16 protein-coding genes are annotated in these 15,542 nt (G+C 59.5%); 11 read left to right on the top strand and 5 right to left on the bottom strand.

Going from position 1 to position 15,542, the window contains the following annotated elements; all coding sequences use genetic code 11:
* Positions 1-181: 181 nt before the first annotated feature.
* Both ACW9HX_RS17075 and ACW9HX_RS17080 read right to left on the bottom strand, forming a co-directional pair.
* A complete protein-coding gene (locus ACW9HX_RS17075; RefSeq protein WP_457381491.1) occupies positions 182-1,402 on the bottom strand; it encodes a CaiB/BaiF CoA transferase family protein in 1,221 nt (406 codons plus the stop codon).
* Positions 1,403-1,415: 13 nt separating this feature from the next.
* Complete coding sequence (locus tag ACW9HX_RS17080) at positions 1,416-2,597, bottom strand: acyl-CoA dehydrogenase (RefSeq protein ID WP_085712999.1); 1,182 nt, start codon at positions 2,595-2,597, stop codon at positions 1,416-1,418.
* A gap of 158 nt (positions 2,598-2,755) precedes the next feature.
* Here ACW9HX_RS17080 and ACW9HX_RS17085 point away from each other — a divergent pair, with 158 nt between their 5' ends.
* The 11 genes from ACW9HX_RS17085 (at position 2,756) to ACW9HX_RS17135 (ending at position 12,868) form a co-directional block, all read left to right on the top strand.
* Positions 2,756-3,655, top strand: coding sequence for a LysR family transcriptional regulator (locus ACW9HX_RS17085; RefSeq protein ID WP_457381492.1), 900 nt, complete (start codon positions 2,756-2,758; stop codon positions 3,653-3,655).
* Positions 3,656-4,089: 434 nt separating this feature from the next.
* Positions 4,090-5,211 carry a Re/Si-specific NAD(P)(+) transhydrogenase subunit alpha gene (locus ACW9HX_RS17090; RefSeq protein ID WP_457381493.1) on the top strand — a complete coding sequence of 374 codons (1,122 nt, stop codon included), beginning with the start codon at positions 4,090-4,092 and terminating at the stop codon, positions 5,209-5,211.
* A gap of 15 nt (positions 5,212-5,226) precedes the next feature.
* Positions 5,227-5,547, top strand: coding sequence for an NAD(P) transhydrogenase subunit alpha (locus tag ACW9HX_RS17095; protein ID WP_457381494.1), 321 nt, complete (start codon positions 5,227-5,229; stop codon positions 5,545-5,547).
* Positions 5,547-6,980, top strand: a complete 1,434-nt coding sequence (locus ACW9HX_RS17100; protein WP_086794131.1) for an NAD(P)(+) transhydrogenase (Re/Si-specific) subunit beta — start codon at positions 5,547-5,549, stop codon at positions 6,978-6,980. Before ACW9HX_RS17095 ends, ACW9HX_RS17100 begins: the two co-directional genes overlap by 1 nt.
* Positions 6,981-7,194: 214 nt before the next feature.
* On the top strand, positions 7,195-8,688 hold the full coding sequence (locus tag ACW9HX_RS17105) for an acetyl-CoA hydrolase/transferase family protein (RefSeq protein ID WP_457381495.1): 1,494 nt from the start codon (positions 7,195-7,197) through the stop codon (positions 8,686-8,688).
* 321 nt (positions 8,689-9,009) lie between these two features.
* Positions 9,010-9,225, top strand: coding sequence for a DUF1127 domain-containing protein (locus tag ACW9HX_RS17110; RefSeq protein ID WP_003220409.1), 216 nt, complete (start codon positions 9,010-9,012; stop codon positions 9,223-9,225).
* Between the two features lie 258 nt (positions 9,226-9,483).
* Complete coding sequence (locus tag ACW9HX_RS17115) at positions 9,484-9,774, top strand: DUF1127 domain-containing protein (protein WP_457381496.1); 291 nt, start codon at positions 9,484-9,486, stop codon at positions 9,772-9,774.
* Between the two features lie 53 nt (positions 9,775-9,827).
* On the top strand, positions 9,828-10,145 hold the full coding sequence (locus ACW9HX_RS17120; protein ID WP_457381497.1) for a DUF2388 domain-containing protein: 318 nt from the start codon (positions 9,828-9,830) through the stop codon (positions 10,143-10,145).
* 107 nt (positions 10,146-10,252) lie between these two features.
* Complete coding sequence (locus ACW9HX_RS17125) at positions 10,253-10,561, top strand: DUF2388 domain-containing protein (RefSeq protein ID WP_457381498.1); 309 nt, start codon at positions 10,253-10,255, stop codon at positions 10,559-10,561.
* Positions 10,562-10,589: 28 nt separating this feature from the next.
* Entirely contained in the window at positions 10,590-10,910 is a 321-nt protein-coding gene (locus ACW9HX_RS17130) for a DUF2388 domain-containing protein (protein WP_065260625.1), read from the top strand.
* Positions 10,907-12,868: a DUF7844 domain-containing protein gene (locus ACW9HX_RS17135; protein WP_457381499.1), complete on the top strand. Its 1,962-nt coding sequence runs from the start codon at positions 10,907-10,909 to the stop codon at positions 12,866-12,868. The genes ACW9HX_RS17130 and ACW9HX_RS17135 overlap by 4 nt, the downstream gene beginning before the upstream one ends.
* Positions 12,869-12,921: 53 nt before the next feature.
* Here the strand turns inward: ACW9HX_RS17135 and ACW9HX_RS17140 are convergent, their stop codons facing one another.
* From ACW9HX_RS17140 to trpB, 3 genes are all read right to left on the bottom strand, one after another.
* On the bottom strand, positions 12,922-13,365 hold the full coding sequence (locus ACW9HX_RS17140) for an anti-virulence regulator CigR family protein (RefSeq protein WP_457381500.1): 444 nt from the start codon (positions 13,363-13,365) through the stop codon (positions 12,922-12,924).
* A gap of 120 nt (positions 13,366-13,485) precedes the next feature.
* A complete protein-coding gene (gene trpA, locus ACW9HX_RS17145; RefSeq protein WP_457381501.1) occupies positions 13,486-14,298 on the bottom strand; it encodes a tryptophan synthase subunit alpha in 813 nt (270 codons plus the stop codon).
* Positions 14,298-15,530, bottom strand: a complete 1,233-nt coding sequence (gene trpB / locus ACW9HX_RS17150; RefSeq protein ID WP_457381502.1) for a tryptophan synthase subunit beta — start codon at positions 15,528-15,530, stop codon at positions 14,298-14,300. The genes trpA and trpB overlap by 1 nt, the downstream gene beginning before the upstream one ends.
* Between the last annotated feature and the right edge of the window lie 12 nt (positions 15,531-15,542).

The following is a 15,542-nucleotide window of genomic DNA, read 5'->3' on the forward strand; positions in this document are numbered from 1 at the left end:
TTGAATCTCAAGGAGTTTTCCGTTTCAACTGCGCCGGAAGTGGGGCGAATTATAGAGACTCAGAATCTGCCGTCAACCCTTAATTTGGGTTTCTTTCAATAACTTGCAGATAGACCAAAAAACGCTCAAGACCCTCTATATAGAAGAAGGACTCAATACCCCTTCTATATAGAGAGAACCTTCAGAGCACCCCATCCTCTTTCATCGCAGCCACCGCCCCAGCACCCAGACCCAGCACCCGCTGCAAAACCTCCAGCGTATGCTCGCCCAACAAAGGAGGCGCACGACGATACTCAACAGGCGTCCGAGACAACCGAATCGGACTGGCCACCTGCGGCACCATCCCCGCCAGTGCATGAGGCAACTCAATCGCCAACCCACGAGACTTCACCTGCGGATCCTCGAACACCTGCGACAGATCATTGATCGGCCCGCACGGCACACCCGCCTGCTCCAGCTGAGCCACCCACTCGGCGGTCGTCTTGAAGACCGTCGCCTGGCGGATCAGTGGAATCAACACCGCCCGATTCGCAACCCGCATCTTATTAGTAGCGAAACGCGGATCGTCTGCCCACTGTGGCTGTCCGGCCACTTCGGCAAATTTGCGGAACTGCCCGTCATTGCCCACGGTAAGGATGAAGTCACCATCAGCCGTAGGAAAATCCTGGTACGGCACAATATTCGGATGTGCATTCCCCAACCGCTTTGGCGCATTGCCTGTCGTCAGGTAGTTCATCGCCTGGTTAGCCAGACATGCCACCTGCACATCCAGCAACGCCATATCAATGTGCTGCCCACCGCCATCGTGATCACGATGAGCCAGCGCCGCCAGGATCGCCACGGTCGAATAAAGCCCCGTGAGGATATCCGTGAGCGCCACACCCACTTTCACCGGCCCGGCACCGTCATCACCCTCAGGTCGCCCGGTGAGGCTCATCAGCCCGCCAAGCCCCTGAATCATGAAGTCATAACCCGCGCGCTTGGCATACGGCCCGGTCTGGCCAAAACCAGTGATCGAGCAGTAGATCAGATCCGGATTGATCGCCTTCAACGATTCGTAGTCCAGACCATAAGCCGCCAGCCCTCCAACCTTGAAGTTCTCGATCAGGATGTCCGACTTGGCAGCCAGCTCCCGTACAAGCTTCTGACCTTCGGGACGCGTGAAGTCGATCGTCACCGATTGCTTGTTGCGATTCGCCGACAGGTAATAAGCCGCCTCGCTGGTGTTCTCGCCGTAAGCGTCTTTCAGGAAGGGCGGCCCCCAGGCGCGAGTATCGTCACCATTGCCCGGGCGCTCGACCTTGATCACTTCCGCCCCAAGGTCGGCAAGGATCTGACCAGCCCACGGACCGGCCAGCACTCGCGATAAATCCAGTACCCGCAGATGCGACAACGCGCCCATGGTCGTTCTCCTGTTAATAGAACGCCTGCAGGCCGGTCTGCGCACGACCGAGAATCAGCGCGTGAACGTCATGAGTACCTTCATAGGTATTCACCACTTCAAGGTTGACCAGGTGACGGGCCACCCCGAACTCATCGGAGATCCCGTTACCGCCCAACATGTCACGTGCCATGCGAGCGATATCCAGAGACTTGCCGCAAGAGTTGCGCTTCATGATCGAAGTGATTTCAACCGCAGCGGTGCCTTCGTCCTTCATGCGACCCAGACGCAGGCAGCCTTGCAGCGCCAGAGTGATCTCGGTCTGCATGTCAGCCAGCTTCTTCTGGATCAACTGAGTGGCGGCCAGCGGACGACCGAACTGTTGACGGTCCAGGGTGTACTGGCGAGCGGTATGCCAGCAGAACTCAGCGGCGCCCAGCGCACCCCAGGAGATACCGTAACGCGCAGAGTTGAGGCAGGTGAACGGACCTTTCAGACCACGCACGTCCGGGAAGATGTTCTCTTCCGGTACGAACACATTGTCCATGACGATTTCACCGGTGATCGAAGCTCGCAGGCCGACCTTGCCGTGAATCGCCGGAGCGCTCAGGCCTTTCCAGCCCTTCTCCAGAACGAAGCCACGGATGTCGCCGGCATCGTCTTTGGCCCAGACCACGAACACATCGGCGATCGGGCTGTTGGTGATCCACATCTTTGCGCCGGTCAGGCTGTAACCGCCTTCTACTTTGCGCGCACGAGTAATCATCGCGCCCGGGTCGGAACCGTGGTTCGGTTCGGTCAGACCGAAGCAGCCGATCCATTCGCCGGAAGCCAGTTTCGGCAGATACTTCTGTTTCTGCGCTTCAGTACCGAATTCGTTGATCGGCACCATCACCAGCGAAGACTGCACGCTCATCATCGAGCGGTAGCCAGAGTCAACGCGCTCGACTTCACGAGCAATCAGACCGTAGCTGACATAGTTGAGACCGCTGCCACCGTACTGCTCGGGGATGGTTGCGCCCAACAGCCCGACCTCACCCATCTCACGAAAGATCGCCGGGTCAGTCTTCTCATGACGGAAGGCTTCGAGAACGCGCGGCGCGAGACTTTGCTGGGCGAATTGCTCGGCAGTGTCGCGAATCATGCGTTCTTCTTCAGTCAGCTGTTGATCCAGCAGCAGTGGATCGATCCAGTTGAAGCTAGCTTTACCGCCCATGAGTGAGTCCTCGCAAATCGGGTGAATTAACGTGGCATTGATCCTAGGCCCGCTCCGCCGCCCCGGCAAACGAGGATTTCGCATCCTGTTGTGCTAATTTCTCACTCCGAAACGTCGCGAATTGCCGATAGAGCGATGTATTAGTGAGGTTGACGTACATGCGCCGCAAGATACCCAGCACCACCGCCCTGATCAGCTTCGAGGCCGCCGCCCGCCACGAGAGTTTTACCAAGGCCGCCGAAGAACTTTCCCTCACTCAAGGCGCGATTTGCCGGCAGATCGCCAGCCTTGAAGACTTCCTCAGTGTCGAACTATTCCGGCGCTCACGGCGCGGAGTGAAGCTTACGGAAGCTGGCCTTTCCTACAGCCGACGTGTCGCCACCCAGCTTGACGCCGTGGAAAGAGACACTCTGTCAGTGATGGGCCAGCAGGGCGCGAATGTGATCGAGCTCGCCGTGGTGCCCACCTTCGGCACGCAATGGCTGTTGCCAAGGCTGAAGGACTTCCAACTCAAACATCCAGAAGTGACCGTCAACCTGACGAACCGCACCCTCCCCTTCCTGTTCGCCGACACTGACTTCGATGCCGCCATCTATTTCGGTGATGCCGATTGGTCCGGTACCGAATCCCACAGGCTGATGGGCGAGAATCCGATGCCGGTATGTAGCCCTGCCCTGCTCGGCAACAAGACGCACCTGACACCCGATGAAATCGCCGAACTGTCTCTGCTCCAGCAAACCACTCGCCCTTATGCCTGGCGACAGTGGTTCAACTCGCAACACCTGAACATCCCCCGCGACATGACAGGTCCGCGTTACGAGCTATTCTCCATGCTGGCCCAAGCCGCCATGCACGACATGGGCATCGCGCTGATCCCACCGTTCCTGATTCAGCGCGAACTGGCCGAGAAACGCCTGGTCATTGCCAACCCGAACGCGCTCTCCAGCATCAAGGCGTATTACCTGATGATTCCGGAGCGAAAGGTCGAATCCGCGTCACTCAAGGCTTTTCGCGACTGGTTAGTGAACCAGGCACAGAGCTACAACCTAGAAGGCTAAAGGGTTTCAGCGATTGCTAACCCCGTAGTCAGGAAAATCAAAGCCCTACAGATATAACTATTTGTCGCAAATAGACAGACTGTATCCGAAAGTCGTACAGACGTCCCACAAGCGCCTGACGACGTGGCTTTGCGCCCTCATTCGCGACTCATTGCGACCTATTCACGTCACCGATGAGAAAATTCTTCAAATTCATCCAGACTCCTTGAAAGGCACGGCCTGCAAGGGATTCAACTGGCCATCTGCGACATTCGGTCACGGGATGACTTGTAGTTAATTTTCCGTCACCCGTCATAATCCCTTGAAGGGCATAAACTTCGCCTGCAAAATGCCGCGCCCCGCCCTGATTTGGCGGGATCGTGCTGATCGGCCGCCCCAGTCGCACCATCCGTAGTGCATGGGTTTACTCAATAAGATCACGCAGGAGATTTGACGTGCACATTGGTGTTCCTCTCGAAACCCAGACCGGTGAAACACGGGTTGCTGCAACCCCGGAAACCATTAAAAAGCTGATCAGCCAAGGTCATAAGGTCACTGTGCAAACCGGCGCCGGCGTTAAAGCCAGCGTTGTCGACAGTGCCTATGAAGCGGCAGGCGCAACCATTGGCAGTGCCAATGACGCGTTTGGCGCCGAGCTGATTCTCAAAGTGGTCGCGCCAAACGATGCCGAACTGACGCTGATCAAGCGCGGGACGGTGCTGGTGGGCATGCTCAACCCGTTCAACAACGACACCATCGCCAAGATGGCCGAGTGCGGGATTACCGCGTTCGCCCTGGAAGCAGCGCCACGCACCTCCCGGGCCCAGAGCCTCGACGTACTGTCGTCCCAGGCGAACATTGCCGGCTATAAAGCCGTGCTGCTGGCCGCTCACTACTATCCGCGCTTCATGCCGATGCTGATGACCGCTGCGGGCACCGTGAAAGCGGCACGCGTGCTGATTCTTGGTGCCGGTGTGGCCGGGTTGCAGGCAATTGCCACGGCGAAACGTCTGGGTGCCGTCATCGAAGCGTCTGACGTACGTCCGGCCGTGAAGGAACAGATCGAGTCCCTCGGCGCCAAATTCGTCGACGTGCCTTACGAGACCGATGAAGAACGCGAATGCGCAGTCGGCGTCGGCGGTTACGCACGCCCGATGCCGGCGAGCTGGATGCAGCGTCAGGCCCAGGCCGTGCACGAGCGCGCCAAGCAGGCTGACATCGTCATCACCACCGCTCTGATCCCGGGCCGCAAGGCTCCGACACTGCTCAGCGCGGACACCGTGGCGCAGATGAAACCCGGCTCGGTGGTCATCGACCTCGCTGCAGCCCAGGGTGGCAACTGCCCGCTGACCGTGGCCGATCAGGTTGTGATCGAGAACGGGGTGACCATCGTCGGCCCGACCAACCTCGCCGGTGAAGTCGCTGCAGATGCTTCAGCACTGTACGCACGCAACCTGCTGGACTTCCTGAAGCTGGTATTCACCAAAGAAGGCCAGTTCGAAGTGAACCTCGAAGACGACATCGTCGCCGCGTGCCTGATGTGCCGCGACGGCCAAGTCATCCGCAAAAACGCCTAAGCAGGGATTCAGACGATGGAAGAGCTTATCTCCCCCGGTATCTACAACCTGATCATCTTCGTGCTGGCAATTTATGTCGGTTACCACGTGGTCTGGAACGTTACGCCTGCGCTGCACACGCCGCTGATGGCGGTGACCAACGCCATTTCGGCAATCGTGATCGTCGGCGCCATGATTGCGGCCGCACTGACCGTCACGCCGCTGGGCAAGACCATGGGCACCCTCGCCGTGGCGCTGGCCGCGGTAAACGTGTTCGGTGGCTTCCTGGTGACCCGCCGCATGCTTGAGATGTTCAAGAAGAAAGCCCCGAAAGTAAAAGAAGAGGCGCCGAAGTAATGAGCATGAATCTCGTCACGACGCTCTACCTGATCGCGTCGATCTGCTTCATCCAGGCCCTCAAAGGCCTTTCGCACCCGACCACGTCACGCCGCGGCAACCTGTTCGGCATGCTCGGCATGGCGTTGGCGATCCTCACCACCATCGGCCTCATTTATAAGCTCGGTGCAGAACTGGCGACTGCCGGCATCGGCTACGTGATTGTCGGCCTGCTGATCGGCGGCACTGCTGGTTCGATCATGGCCAAACGCGTTGAAATGACCAAGATGCCGGAACTGGTCGCCTTCATGCACAGCATGATCGGCCTGGCAGCGGTGTTCATCGCCATCGCTGCCGTGGTTGAGCCGCAATCGCTGGGCATCGTCAAGCAACTCGGCGACTCGATCCCGGCGGGCAACCGTCTGGAGCTGTTCCTCGGCGCGGCGATTGGTGCAATCACCTTCTCCGGTTCGGTGATCGCGTTTGGCAAGCTGTCGGGCAAGTACAAGTTCCGCCTGTTCCAGGGTGCACCGGTACAGTTCTCCGGTCAGCACAAGCTGAACGCGGTGCTGGGTCTGGCAACTCTGGTACTGGGTGTGACCTTCATGCTCACCGGCAACCTCGCCGCGTTCGCATTGATGCTGGCCCTGGCGTTCGTCATGGGCGTGCTGATCATCATCCCGATCGGCGGCGCCGACATGCCGGTTGTAGTGTCGATGCTCAACAGTTATTCCGGCTGGGCAGCGGCGGGTATCGGCTTCTCGCTGAACAACTCGATGCTGATCATTGCAGGTTCCCTGGTGGGTTCAAGCGGTGCGATCCTCTCGTACATCATGTGCAAGGCGATGAATCGTTCCTTCTTTAATGTACTGCTCGGCGGTTTCGGCAATACAGCGGATGCAGGCCCGGCCGGTGCGAAGGAAGCGCGTCCGGTGAAATCCGGTTCGGCTGACGACGCGACCTTCCTGCTGACCAACGCCGACACCGTGATCATCGTGCCTGGCTATGGTCTGGCGGTGGCCCGTGCGCAACATGCGCTGAAAGAGTTGACCGAGAAGCTGACCCATCGTGGCGTGACGGTGAAGTACGCGATCCACCCGGTGGCCGGTCGGATGCCTGGTCACATGAACGTGCTGCTGGCGGAGGCCGAAGTGCCGTACGACCAGGTCTTCGAAATGGAAGACATCAACTCCGAGTTCGGTCAGGCCGACGTGGTACTGGTGCTCGGCGCCAACGACGTGGTCAACCCGGCCGCCAAGAACGATCCGAAATCGCCGATTGCCGGCATGCCGATCCTCGAAGCGTTCAAGGCCAAGACCATCATCGTCAACAAGCGCTCGATGGCTAGCGGCTATGCCGGTCTGGACAACGAACTGTTCTATCTGGACAAGACCATGATGGTGTTCGGCGACGCGAAGAAAGTTATCGAAGACATGGTCAAAGCGGTCGAGTAACCCTCGCAGGTAATGCAGAACGCCCCGACTTGTCGGGGCGTTTTTGTTTGCGCAAAGCGTTGGACAATATGCCGCGTTGTTGCAGATCCGGTAACGGTGTTTTACTTGAAACCCGCTAAATAGACGCCTCGTTTGCGACCTTGGTAGCGGGACAGGCGCCCGCGAAATTCACTAGACTGCGCATCCTGCTACTCGCTGCCCGAGAAAATAATCCATGTACCGTGACCGTATTCGCCTGCCTTCGTTGTTGGATAAAGTGATGAGCGCCGCCGACGCCGCTGCGCTGATTGAGGACGGCATGACCGTCGGCATGAGCGGCTTCACTCGCGCCGGCGAAGCCAAGGCCGTGCCCCATGCGCTGGCGGAGCGAGCCAAGGTCACGCCGCTGAAGATCAGCCTGATGACCGGTGCCAGCCTGGGCAACGACCTCGACAAGCAACTGACCGAGGCCGGCGTGCTGTCCCGGCGCATGCCGTTCCAGGTCGACAGCACCTTGCGCAAGGCGATCAACGCCGGCGAAGTGATGTTCATCGACCAGCACCTGTCGGAAACCGTGGAGCAACTGCGCAACCAGCAACTGAAGCTGCCGGACATTGCAGTGATCGAAGCCGTGGCCATCACCGAACAAGGCCACATCGTGCCGACCACTTCGGTAGGCAACTCGGCGAGCTTCGCGATTTTTGCCAAGCACGTGATCGTCGAGATCAACCTGGCGCACAACGCCAACCTCGAAGGTCTGCATGACATCTATATCCCGACCTATCGCCCGACCCGCACACCCATCCCGCTGGTAAAAGTCGACGATCGTATCGGCAGTACCGCGATCCCGATCCCGCCGGAGAAGATCGTCGCCATCGTCATTACCCAGCAGTCGGATTCGCCTTCCACCGTCTCGGCACCTGATGTCGACACCAAAGCCATCGCTGATCACTTGATCACCTTCCTCAAACAGGAAGTCGATGCCGGACGCATGACCAACAAGCTCGGCCCGTTGCAGGCCGGGATCGGCAACATTGCCAACGCGGTGATGTGTGGGTTGATCGACTCGCCGTTCGAAGATCTGACCATGTACTCCGAAGTGCTGCAGGACTCGACCTTCGACCTGATCGATGCCGGCAAGCTGAGCTTTGCCTCGGGCAGCTCGATCACCCTGTCGGAGCGGCGCAACAGCGACGTGTTCGGCAATCTGGAGAAGTACAAGGACAAGCTGGTGCTGCGCCCGCAAGAAATCTCGAACCACCCGGAAGTGGTTCGGCGTCTGGGCATCATCGGCATTAACACGGCTCTTGAATTCGACATTTATGGCAACGTCAACTCCACCCACGTCTGCGGTACGCGAATGATGAACGGCATTGGCGGTTCGGGTGACTTCGCGCGCAACGCGCACCTGGCGGTGTTCGTGACCAAGTCGATCGCCAAGGGCGGCGCGATTTCCAGCGTGGTGCCGATGGTCAGCCACGTCGACCACACCGAGCATGACGTCGACATCCTGGTAACCGAGGTGGGTCTCGCCGACCTGCGCGGCCTTGCGCCACGGGAACGCGCCCGGGTCATCATCGATAACTGTGTGCACCCGGATTACCGCCAGGCGCTGAACAATTACTTCACGGCGGCCTGCGCCATCGGCGGCCACACCCCGCACATCCTGCGCGATGCCCTGAGCTGGCACATCAATCTGGAAGAAACCGGGCGCATGCTGAAGGCGTGATCCGCACAGATATTCCGCTGGCGCAAACACAGTTTCGTCAGCGGGATTTTAAAAACTTCCGATATCGTCAAAAACTGTACTGCTGTACCGGTCTTTTCCTTCAGCTTTTACCCACCAAAATCGTCTAGCTGGGTAAAAATGCACCAAATAGGAGCGGACAGGTACAGTTTGCGCAATTTTGACCCGTACACCCCCTATAAACAGTTAACTGGTCACTCACAATACAAGTGAACTGTATCTAGAGAGTCTGGCCAAACGAGAGGATCATGGGCACCAGTTAAACCACTACCTGATCCCGCCACAAGCGGAAGGATGTCAACCATGGAACGTACACTCAGTTCCGAACTGTTCTTCGAAGACAAAGCTGCAAAAACCCAGGCTTCCCTGCCTCTTCGCGTTATCGCCAACCTGATGTTGTGGCAGCGCCGCATCTCCAGCCGCCACCAGTTGGCTCGTCTGGATTCGCGTCTGCTGGCTGACGCCGGTATCAGCGAAGCTCAACGCTACGAAGAGCTGAGCAAGCCGTTCTGGCGCTAAGTAGCGTCGCTGGCTCTGGTCGTTAGACCCACCGCCAGCAACCCGAATTGAACAAACAAGACCCGTCGCGGGAAACCGCGACGGGTCTTGTCGTTTCGGGTCCGGAAAACACCCGGTAAAGATGCCTGTATCTAAGACATGTACAGTTTTAATTTATCTAAAACATAACCAGTACAGTTTTGCCGGAGTGTATCTGCCGTGCTTACGGCATTCGCCCTCAACATGACCTTCCGCCTCCACTGACATAAGGAAGACGTCATGAATCACATACAGGATATTTCAGCAGTCACGGTCGAACACTCTCCTCGCCTCTGTCATCTACGAAGGCTATTCAGAGGTTTCTGGCACGGCCTGGAGCGCGCCAGGACACGGCGCCTGCTGGCTCAACTCGATGAGCGGGATCTCGCCGATCTGGGTACCAGTCACACTGACCTGCAGAACGAACTGGAGAAACCCTTCTGGCGCCAGCATTCTGCCCACTGTGCGAACTTCGCGCACAGGCCTAATATCCGGGCAGAACGTGGCGAATGCCGTGCGACTGGCGTCTGACTCCTCAGACACCAAGCCACCTCTCAATACGATATTTCCAGAGGAGTTACACCATGTCCCGTCTTCGCCTGCTCAGCGCTGCCGCCCTGCTGGCCGTAGCTGCCAATGCCAGCGCTACCAGTTTCATCGTCACCACCGACGCGGTCGTCGGCGCACTTAAGTCCTCTTCCGATGCCACTTCCGACGTCACTTCATCCTTCCGTGACGACAAGATCGTCCTCGCAGCCCGTGACGACGCTGCCAGCTTCGTTGCCAGCCAAGGTGAAATCCGTGGCGTGAAACTGGAAAGCGCCCTGGACCATATCCGTAACAAGGCACCACAACTGAACGCGACCGACGCACAGCTGGCCCAGGCCATCCTGACGATCTAAGCGATCGCCGCATCGGGGGACATGCCAGTCATGTCCCGATGTTTCGCCGCTGGCTCTAGAACGGGCATTGCGCTAGCCTTGGGGCTCGCTAACAGCTCCTGAGACCCATGCGTTTTCATCAAAATCTGCTCATCCCTTCTGTTCTGATCACTGTCTGCTGGGCGACTTCGGTCGATGCCTTTGACGTCTCGACGCAAAACACCGTTGTCAGCGGCTATGCCACCAGCATGGTGTCTTCCGCGCCTTTCGACCGTAAACTGCTGCTTGCCGCCCACGACGATGCCGCGGCATTCGTTGCCAGCGACGGCCAGTTGCGAGGCGCTCAGCTGGAATCCGCACTGCATTACCTGCGCAAATCCCGGCCAAAACTTCATGTAAGCGACCTTGAACTGGCACAGGCAATTCTCGTCCAATAGTTATTCTTGTCCCCTTCGGAGTCGTTCCATGCGTAGCCCGCTGATTGCTGCCGCCCTTGGCCTGCTGTTGTTGGCCGATATGGCCCAGGCGCACACCCTGGTAGCCACCAGTAACATCATCGTTCGTGCTTCCCAGCGCACCATCGATTTCACTTCCGACACCACCACTTCGATCCGCGATTCGAAAATTATCCGCGAAGCCCACGACGACGCCGCCAGCTTCGTCGCCAGCAACGGTGATATCCGTGGCGCGCACCTGGAAGCCGCCCTCAATACCTTGCGCACCCGCGTGCCGGAAGCCCGCGACGCCAGTGATCAGGTTCTCGCCGAAGCCATCCTCGCATTGTGAAGTCTCTCAGCGCCTGGCTGCTGGCCGGGGCGTTGCTGCTGATCGGCAGCAACGCTCACGCCAGCCTGCAACTGCGGCTCAAGACCGACGGCCTGAGCCCCGCCCAACAACAGGCCAGCCAGGCGCTGCTCGATGAAGCGATGCAGAAACTGCCGCCCAGCTTCATCGAGCGCCTGGATCGACGCATCGATGTCGGCTGGACCGACGACATGCCCGCCAACGCCTATGGCCAGGCGACGCTGGTCTCCGAGCTGGATCTGAACCGCAAACTGCTCGCCGGGCTCACCGACGGCAGCGCAGCCAAACAAAAAACCAATCGCCCCCACGGCACTGTGCGTCAGGAACTGCTGGCCACGGTGCTGCACGAAATCACTCATATTTACGATCGCGCACGCCTGTGGCCGACCGCCGAACGCACGCTGATCCAGCGCTGCACGCGCCGCAACAACAGCGCCGGGCTGGTCGGCCTGCCGGATGAATGCCGTGGCCAGAATGACCGGCGTTTCACTCTCAGCGATGATCCGCGCCTGCTCGACCTTGCCGGCTGGCAGCAATACGTCGGCCGCCGTGGCGAACGTGAACAGCACAACCGCCAGATCGCCCGCAGCCCGGACCTGTACGAGATCTCCAGCCCGAAGGAGTTCGTCGCGGTCAACATGGAGTACTTCCTCCTCGACCCGAGCTACGCCTGCCGCCGGCCCGCGCTGTACCGCTATTACAAGGAACACTTCGGCTGGGCGCCGCCGGAAAAGGAAACCTGCGCCAAATCCTTCGCCTTCCTCAATGCCGGCAACGACTTTGCCAAACAGCCACTGGGGCAGGTTGACCCGGAACGGGTCTACGCCATCGATTACCTGCTGGCCGAAGCAAACCAGAACTGGGTCAGCCGCTGGGGGCACAGCATGCTGCGCCTGGTGATCTGCGCCCCGGGCCGGCCACGCGGGCCGGACTGCCGGCTGGATCTGGACCAGCATCTGGTGCTGTCCTACCGCGCATTTGTCGGTGATGTGCAGCTGTCGAGCTGGGACGGCCTGGTCGGCAAGTACCCTTCGCGTCTGTTCGTCCTGCCGTTGGCGCAGGTGATCGACGAATACACCAAGACCGAACTGCGCAGCCTCGCCTCGGTGCCGCTGAACCTGTCGCGCAGCGAGATCGAAGACGTGGTCGAACACGCCGCCGAGATGCACTGGAGCTACGACGGCAACTACTTTTTCCTGTCCAACAACTGCGCGGTGGAGAGCCTGAAGCTGCTGCGTAGCGGCAGCAACAATGCGCAGCTCACCGGCCTCGACAGCATCATGCCCAACGGCTTGCTGGAAGTTCTCAAGGGCCGAGGACTGGCGGATACCAGCGTGCTGGACAACCCCAAAGAGGCGTTGCGTCTGGGTTACCGCTTCGACTCGTTCCGAGATCGCTATCAGGCAATGTTTGATGTGCTGAAGAAACAATTGCCGATCAAGCAGACCAGCGTCGAAGAATGGCTGTCGCTGTCTGCCGAAGAGCGGCGGCCATGGTTCGAACGCGCTGACCTGCGCACCAGCGCTGCGTTGCTGCTGTTGGAACAGGCCAGTTTCCGTCGCCAGTTGCTGCTGGCCCAGGATGAGGTCAAGCAACGCTACCTCGGTGCCCGGGAGCTGGAAAACGGCGGCATGGACAAGGCCAACGCAACCTTGCAGCAAATCCTCGCCAACAGCGGCTTCCTCAGTCGCCCGGCGGAACTGCTCGATTCTCGTGGTTACGGCCTGCCGCAACCGAGCGAATTCAGCCGACTGGAAGCCGAAAGCAGTCAGCGCCAGAAACAGCTGCTGGTGCTGAGCGGCGATCTGGACAAGGAAGTGCGTGCGCTGTTGGAGCCCAAGCGAGCGGCAGAAATTGCGGCCAACGAGGCCAACGTGAAACAAATTGGCGAGCATTTACGCAAACTGCACAAAGCCTCGGGCGGCCTGGAGCTGCCCTGAAAACAAAAGACCGCAGCCTATAACGGGCTGCGGTCTTTTTTATTGCCTGCAAATCAGTACAGAACGCCGTCCAGCACTTCGTAGACGATCCCGGTACCGACTGCGATCAACACGATATCGCCACCGGCCCGACGCCACTCATAACCCGGATACACCGGCAAACGCCCCAGCGCCCGGGGATCCAGCCGCTCACCGTAATAACCGTGTGGCAACGGCCGGCCGCGTTCCAGGCGAATACCAGGAGGTGGCGGCGCACCGCGAACGAAATAGCCGTGGTTGTCACGGATCACCTGACGCACTGGCCCGAAGTCACGCGGTGGCGGGCCGCCACGATGGCTGCTTTGCCAATCATGGTGATCGTCACCGCGATTGTCGTAATGACCCTGTTGCGGGCCGCCGTGGTCGTGATCGTCGCGTGGGTCGGCGCTGGCCAGCAGCGGCGTCGCGCTGATCATCAGCACGCCCAGACTGGCAATCAGACGTTTCGGCATTTTCATGGGTTTTCCTCACTGCACTAACAGCAAAAAGGGACCCAGAACGTGGTTCTGAATCCCTCGGTCTTGCTTGATTAGTCTGTACCGCGAGGTGCTAATTCCTCTGTATCAGGAACTTTACCTTCAGCTGACGCGGGCCTTACGCACGCCTTCGGACAGTGCCGAACACAGGCTCAGCACGCCATCGATGGCTTGATCCGGCGTGGTCGCGTTGGCGATGTGATCGATCAGGGCCGAGCCCACCACCACACCATCGGCCAGACGCGCGATGGACGCAGCCTGTTCCGGTGTACGGATACCGAAACCGATGCTGATCGGCAGGTCGGTATGACGACGCAGACGCGCCACGGCTTCCTCGACATGTTCCAGAGTCGCCGCACCGGCACCGGTCACACCGGCAACCGACACGTAGTAAACGAAACCGGAGCTGCCGTTCAGTACTTTCGGCAAACGTGCGTCATCGGTAGTTGGCGTGGTCAGGCGGATGAAGTCGATGCCTGCAGCCTGGGCCGGGTCGCACAGCTCCGAGTTGTGCTCCGGCGGCATGTCGACCACGATCAGGCCGTCAACGCCGGCTTCTTTGGCTTCGGCGATGAAACGCTCGACGCCGAACTTGTGGATCGGGTTGAAGTAACCCATCAGCACCAGCGGCGTGTCGCTGTTGTCCTTGCGGAACTCGCGGACCATTTGCAGGGTTTTGATCAGGTTCTGTTTGGCGCCCAAGGCACGGATGTTCGCCAACTGGATCGCCGGGCCGTCGGCCATCGGGTCGGTGAACGGCATGCCCAGTTCGATCACGTCGGCACCAGCTCTCGGCAGCCCCTTGAGGATCGCCAGCGAAGTGTCGTAATCCGGATCACCGGCGGTAACGAAGGTCACCAACGCGGCGCGGTTCTGTTCTTTGAGTTCGGCAAAGCGGGTTTGCAGGCGGCTCATCAGTGTTTCTCCTGCTTGGAAGTTTCCATGTGGTGCATGACGGTCTGCATGTCTTTGTCGCCGCGACCGGACAAGTTGACCACCATCAGGTGATCCTTCGGCAGCTTAGGTGCGCGTTTGAATACTTCAGCCAGGGCATGGGCGCTTTCCAGTGCCGGGATGATGCCTTCGAGGCGGCAGCACTGGTGGAACGCAGCGAGGGCTTCGTCGTCCGTCACCGAGGTGTACTGGACACGGCCGATGTCATGCAACCAGGCGTGCTCCGGGCCGATGCCCGGGTAGTCGAGACCGGCGGAAATCGAGTGGGCGTCGATGATCTGGCCATCGTCGTCCTGCAGCAGGAAGGTACGGTTGCCGTGCAGCACACCCGGTACGCCGCCGTTGAGGCTGGCCGCGTGTTTGCCGGTTTTGATGCCGTAACCGGCGGCTTCGACGCCGATGATTTCCACGCTCTTGTCATCAAGGAACGGGTGGAACAGGCCCATGGCGTTGGAACCGCCGCCGATGCACGCCACCAGGCTGTCCGGCAGGCGACCTTCCTGAGCTTGCAGCTGCTCGCGGGTTTCCTTGCCGATCACCGCCTGGAAGTCACGGACCATTGCTGGATAAGGATGCGGGCCGGCCACGGTGCCAATCAGGTAGAAGGTGCTGTCGACGTTGGTCACCCAGTCACGCAGCGCTTCGTTCATCGCGTCTTTCAGGGTGCCGGTGCCGGCGACCACCGGGATCACTTCGGCGCCCAGCAGCTTCATGCGGAACACGTTGGCCTGCTGACGCTCGATGTCTGTGGTGCCCATGTAGATCACGCAGTCCAGACCAAAACGCGCAGCCACGGTAGCGGTGGCCACGCCGTGCATGCCGGCGCCGGTCTCGGCGATGATGCGTTTCTTGCCCATGCGCCGCGCCAGCAGGATCTGGCCGATGCAGTTGTTGATCTTGTGCGCGCCGGTGTGGTTCAGCTCTTCGCGCTTGAGGTAGATCTTGGCGCCGCCGCAGAACTCGGTAAGACGCTCGGCGAAATACAGCGGGCTCGGACGTCCGACGTAGTCACGCTGGAAGTAGGCCAATTCCTCTTTGAACGCCGGATCTTCCTTGGCCGCTTCGTATTCGCGGGCCAGATCGAGGATCAACGGCATCAGGGTTTCTGCTACGTAACGGCCGCCGAACGAGCCAAACAGGCCGTTGGCGTCAGGGCCGTTACGCAGATCGGAGGTGTTCGAAGTCTGGGTCATGGTTCGCTCCAG

It is taken from the genome of Pseudomonas sp. SDO52101_S400, assembly GCF_054071635.1.